Here is a 4713-nt window from a genome sequence, read left to right as displayed (position 1 = left end):
TGTCTCAAACAACTATATTATAATAACAAATATTTAAAACCTTGACAACCCCTTTTCGCGAATTTTTTTAATTTTTTTGGCTGATGCTGATTCTGCTAATGCTGACTGGATTTCAAGTAAATTATCTTGTTTATATCGCAGGCATTCATTATACTAGAATAAGGTAAAAAACTGCATTTGGAGTTGTAACTCATGATTGTATCCGCCACCAATAAACAGCGCCGGCACGCTCTGATTTGCTTTCTGATCGCCTGTCTGCTCGGCCTACTCACTAAATTTAATATTATAGTGCCTGTCGCACTCGACCAACTGTTACACAGTCTGTTCAACACGGTACAGTCTAACTTTGGTGATACGGTTATGGCCATTGCGACCTTTTTAGGTAATCCCGTCGTCGACGTCATTTATGCCTTTATTTTGGCTGGCGTGCTCGTCATTGCGCAATTGCGTGTCCCAGCGATTTGGACCGTTGTCAGCGTCTTACTTGGTGACGTGGTGTTGAGTATCATCCGCTTCATTGTCAATCGGCCACGGCCAGTTGGTCATTTATTATCGGATACAGCCTCTTCATTTCCCAGCTCACACGTCTTTGGCTTGTTCGTCGTCATTTTCATTATTGGTATCTTAGTGACGCCCAATATCAACAGCCACCGTGCGCAAATCATTATCACTTGGTTGACCCAGCTCATCGGTGCCCTAACCATTATGAGTCGTTTGTATTTCAACGCTAATTTTTTAAGTGATACGGTTGCAGCGATTCTATTCGCCTATGCTTGGGTGATTATTTCAGCCACCCTTTATCCAAAGTTCGCCACTTTTCTCCAACGACGCGTCCCATTATTTGAACATGAAGAAATTTAAAAAGCGTGATTGCTGTTTGCAATCACGCTTTTTATTATTGTCCGATTGTGTAATCGTCTTCTTCCATCGCCTCAACAGCACCCAAGAGATACCCGTTCCCAACACCTGAGAAAAAGTCATGGTTCGCCGTTGACGTTGACAAACCATTCATGACCACCGGATTCACATCCTCGGCACCATCAGGGAACATTGGTTCCTGACCAAGATTCATCAATGCTTTATTGGCATTATAACGGAGGAAGGTCATGACTTGATCATACCAGCCCAAGTCATCGTACAATTCATGTGTGTAATTCTCTTCATTTTCATAAAGATCATAGAGCAAATCATACATCCAAGCTTGCAATTCTGCTTGTTCCGCTTCAGATAATTGATTAAAGCCAATTTGGAACTTATACCCAATATACGTACCGTGAACAGATTCATCACGAATAATCAACTTGATGATTTCCGCCACGTTCAGCATTTTGTTGTGTCCCAAGAAATAAAGTGGCGTATAAAAACCAGAATAGAACAAGAATGTTTCCAAAAAGACAGAGGCAACTTTCTTTTGCAATGGTGTGCCTGTTTGGTACACATCATTGATGCGGTTGGCCTTATATTGCAAAAATTCGTTGTTATCAGCCCATTCAAAAATCGCTTCAATTTCTGACTTTTCATTTAACGTCTCAAAAATTGATGAATAAGACTTCGCATGAATTGATTCCATAAATTGGATGTTATTCAAAACGGCTTCTTCTTTTTGGTTAAGCGCATCAAACTTCAGTTGGGCCAACCCATCTTGTGATTGCAAAGTATCCAACGTCGTGAGCCCACCAAACACAAGGTTCATCGTTTTTTGTTCTTGCGGTGTCATGTTACCACGCCAATGCCGCAAATCATTTGAAATCGGGATACGCGTGTCGAGCCAAAATTGTTGGGTGAGCTTTTCCCACGTTGCCTTGTCCAACTCGTCTTCAATGTTGTTCCAGTTAATTGCTGTATATGAATTGTCTTTTAAATGTTGTACCACAGTTATTCTCCAAATATTGGTTTGATTAAGTGATAAGCTTTGTCTGCATCGAATGTGCTTCCGCGTAATTCGTAGGCATATAACATCGGTACGTTAAACCGTTCAGCATAACGTGTCGCTGTCAAATTGAATTGGACGTTAAAATTACGGTTCCCTGAGCCGATGACACCTTTGAGATACTGTTGATTCCGTCCAAAGGCGATGTAGTCGCCCAAAGCGTTCGTAAAAATCTCGGTGACTTCTGGCCCAGTCCCTGTACCCCCTGTTAAATAGGTTGGTACAATAGCCACAAACGGCTCTGTCTCGTTAGCATAATCCGTTTCATCCCCAATACAACGCGCGACGACCGTGTCGCCATGCGCTGCTGCCACTTCGCTTAACTTTGAGACAAATGATACTGTGTTACCTTCTGTTGACGCATATAAAATATTAATTTTGACCATGACCCTCTTATCCCTTGTAACGTGATGTGCTTAAATCGAGCAACTTTCACACTCGTTCACACCAGATTCTTGGTGATCATCCGTAAATGTGCGGACATAATACAATGACTTAATCCCCTTATTAAAGGCATAGTGACGCAAAATCGTCAAATCACGTGTTGTCATCTTTTCTGTCCGACCCTTTTTCCATTCATACAACGCCGTTGACAACGTTGAACGCATGAATAACGTTAAGGCCATCCCTTGGTCAATGTGTTCTTGTGCCGCGGCATAAACATCGATGACTTTGCGCATATCCGTATCATAGGCTGACACGTAATATGGCATTGTCTCGTTGTTTAAACCAGGCGCAGGATAGTACACTTTTCCGATCATCCCCTCTTGACGTTCTTCAATTTTATTGACAATTGGTAACAATGTTGCGGTGGTGTCATTCACATAAGAAATTGAACCGGTTGGCGCAATCGCATGACGATAGGCATGATACATCCCATACGTCATGACATTTTCCTTTAATTCTAACCAGTCACGTTGTGTTGGCACGTGGTGATTAGCAAAGGCAGCGGCAACTTTTGGTGTTTTTGGTGCCCAATCTTGCGTGAGATACTTATCAAAATAAGTCCCATCGGCGTACGCTGACTTGTCAAACTCAAAGAACTTTTCTTGGCGTTCCTTAGCCAGCTTCATTGACGCTTTAATTGAATAATAATTCAACGTCATGAAGAATATTGACGTAAAGTCAAGAGACGCTTCGTCACCATAATACATTTGGTTTTGTGCAAAATAAGCTGCCAAGCCCATTGCCCCAAGGCCAATGGCATGCTTTTCTTGGTTACCCTTGGCAATTGATGGGACCACATCCAAGTTTGACGTATCAGAAACAAACGTCAAGGCACGTACCATCGTATCAACAGATGTTTCAAAATCAGGCGTTGCCATCATGTTCACAATGTTGATTGATCCCAAGTTACAGCTGACATCTGATCCCAAACGTGTGTATTGTTGTCCGTTATCAAGTTCCGATGGTGTCTGGACTTGCAAAATTTCTGAACACAAGTTTGATGACACAATCTTCCCTGCAATGGGGTTAGCACGGTTGGTCACATCAATATTAATAATGTAAGGGTAGCCAGATTCTTGCTGTAACTTTGAAATTTCTTCTTCAAGTGTCCGCGCATTGAGCCGATATTTCGTAATTTGATCATTGGCCACCATGTTGTCGTACTCAGCCGTGATATCGACATAGTTAAATGGGACACCATACACCTTTTCCACGTCTGCGGGACTAAACAAGTACATGTCCTCGTTCTTGCGCACTAATTCATAGAACTTGTCTGGCACAGTCAAGCCAAGCGACAATGTTTTCACACGGATCTTTTCATCCGCATTTTCTTTCTTCGTTGACAAGAAAGCCATAATGTCAGGATGGAATACTGACAAATAAACCACACCGGCCCCTTGTCGTGCCCCAACTTGTGATGAAAATGTGAAAGAGTCTTCCAACAACTTCATGATTGGCACAACGCCACCTGCTGAATTGGCGATTCCCATAACTGGGGCCCCTGCTTCACGCAAGTTCGACACGTTAATGCCGACACCACCACCCATTTTTGAAAGTTGCAACGCCGAATTAATCGTTCGTCCAATTGAATTCATGTCGTCCGACGTTTGAATAATGAAACATGACACCAATTCACCACGACGCGCCCGCCCAGCATTCAAAAAACTTGGTGTGGCTGGTTGGTAACGTTGGTGAACCATTTCATCGGCCAAACGCAAGGCCAACGCTTCATTACCCGCAGCATAATACAATGCATTCATCGCAACACGATCGATGTAAGTTTCAACGTAATATTGACCATCATTTGTTTTCAGCGCATATTGGTTATAGAACTTGAACGCCGCCATAAATGACTTGAAGTTAAAGTTTTCACCTTCAAGGTAAGCATACAATTCTTCAATAAACGCTAAGCGATACTGTTCGATAAAGGCACGTTCCAAAAAGTTATTCTCAAAAAGCCACTCAAAACGTTCTGACAAAGAGTCGAACTTTAAAACATTCGGCCAAACGTTTTCCGTCAGAAAAGCATCGAGCGCCTCTTGGTCTTTTTCAAGTTGAATTTGATTGTTTTTTGGAATGTTGACTTGGTTATTTAAGTCAAAATAAGTCACCTTATCTAAGTTAATCTCTTTTAGTGGCATAATTACAATCCTTACTCTATTATTGTATTTGTTATAAAAGCGGAAATCAACAACTCATCGCCGTTGACTTCCGCCTTTGGTCTTCATTCATTAATGGCTTAAATTAAGCTGAAATCTATTTGAGTACGTCAGGGCGGAAACCAGAAAACATTGGCATGCCCTCAATGGCGACAACTGGTGTTAGTCGGAACCCGA

4 protein-coding genes and 1 pseudogene are annotated in these 4713 nt (G+C 42.1%); 1 reads left to right on the top strand and 4 read right to left on the bottom strand.

Translation table 11 applies throughout. From position 1 onward, the window contains the following. Nucleotides 1-192 precede the first annotated feature (192 nt). Nucleotides 193-861 carry a phosphatase PAP2 family protein gene (locus ACW12G_RS06415; RefSeq protein WP_147000953.1) on the top strand — a complete coding sequence of 223 codons (669 nt, stop codon included), beginning with the start codon at nt 193-195 and terminating at the stop codon, nt 859-861. Between the two features lie 34 nt (nt 862-895). Here the strand turns inward: ACW12G_RS06415 and nrdF are convergent, their stop codons facing one another. The 4 genes and pseudogenes from nrdF to ACW12G_RS06395 form a co-directional block, all read right to left on the bottom strand. Then, entirely contained in the window at nt 896-1873 is a 978-nt protein-coding gene (gene nrdF, locus ACW12G_RS06410; RefSeq protein WP_068851551.1) for a class 1b ribonucleoside-diphosphate reductase subunit beta, read from the bottom strand. Nucleotides 1874-1875: 2 nt separating this feature from the next. Then, entirely contained in the window at nt 1876-2316 is a 441-nt protein-coding gene (locus ACW12G_RS06405) for a class Ib ribonucleoside-diphosphate reductase assembly flavoprotein NrdI (protein WP_029509467.1), read from the bottom strand. Between the two features lie 30 nt (nt 2317-2346). After that, nucleotides 2347-4518 (bottom strand): class 1b ribonucleoside-diphosphate reductase subunit alpha, encoded by a 2172-nt coding sequence (gene nrdE / locus ACW12G_RS06400; RefSeq protein WP_455647548.1) that lies wholly within the window; start codon nt 4516-4518, stop codon nt 2347-2349. A 115-nt stretch (nt 4519-4633) separates the two neighbouring features. After that, nucleotides 4634-4713: pseudogene (locus ACW12G_RS06395) on the bottom strand (NrdH-redoxin); the annotation flags it as partial.

This window comes from Leuconostoc sp. (assembly GCF_965300815.1).
This window is presented reverse-complemented; position numbering and strand designations above follow the sequence as displayed.

Coding starts and splice junctions, on each gene's coding strand:
- ACW12G_RS06415 (WP_147000953.1), top strand. CDS start 193: ATGATTGTATCCGCCACCAATAAACAGCGCCGGCACGCTCTGATTTGC.
- ACW12G_RS06405 (WP_029509467.1), bottom strand. CDS start 2,316: ATGGTCAAAATTAATATTTTATATGCGTCAACAGAAGGTAACACAGTA.
- nrdE (WP_455647548.1), bottom strand. CDS start 4,518: ATGCCACTAAAAGAGATTAACTTAGATAAGGTGACTTATTTTGACTTA.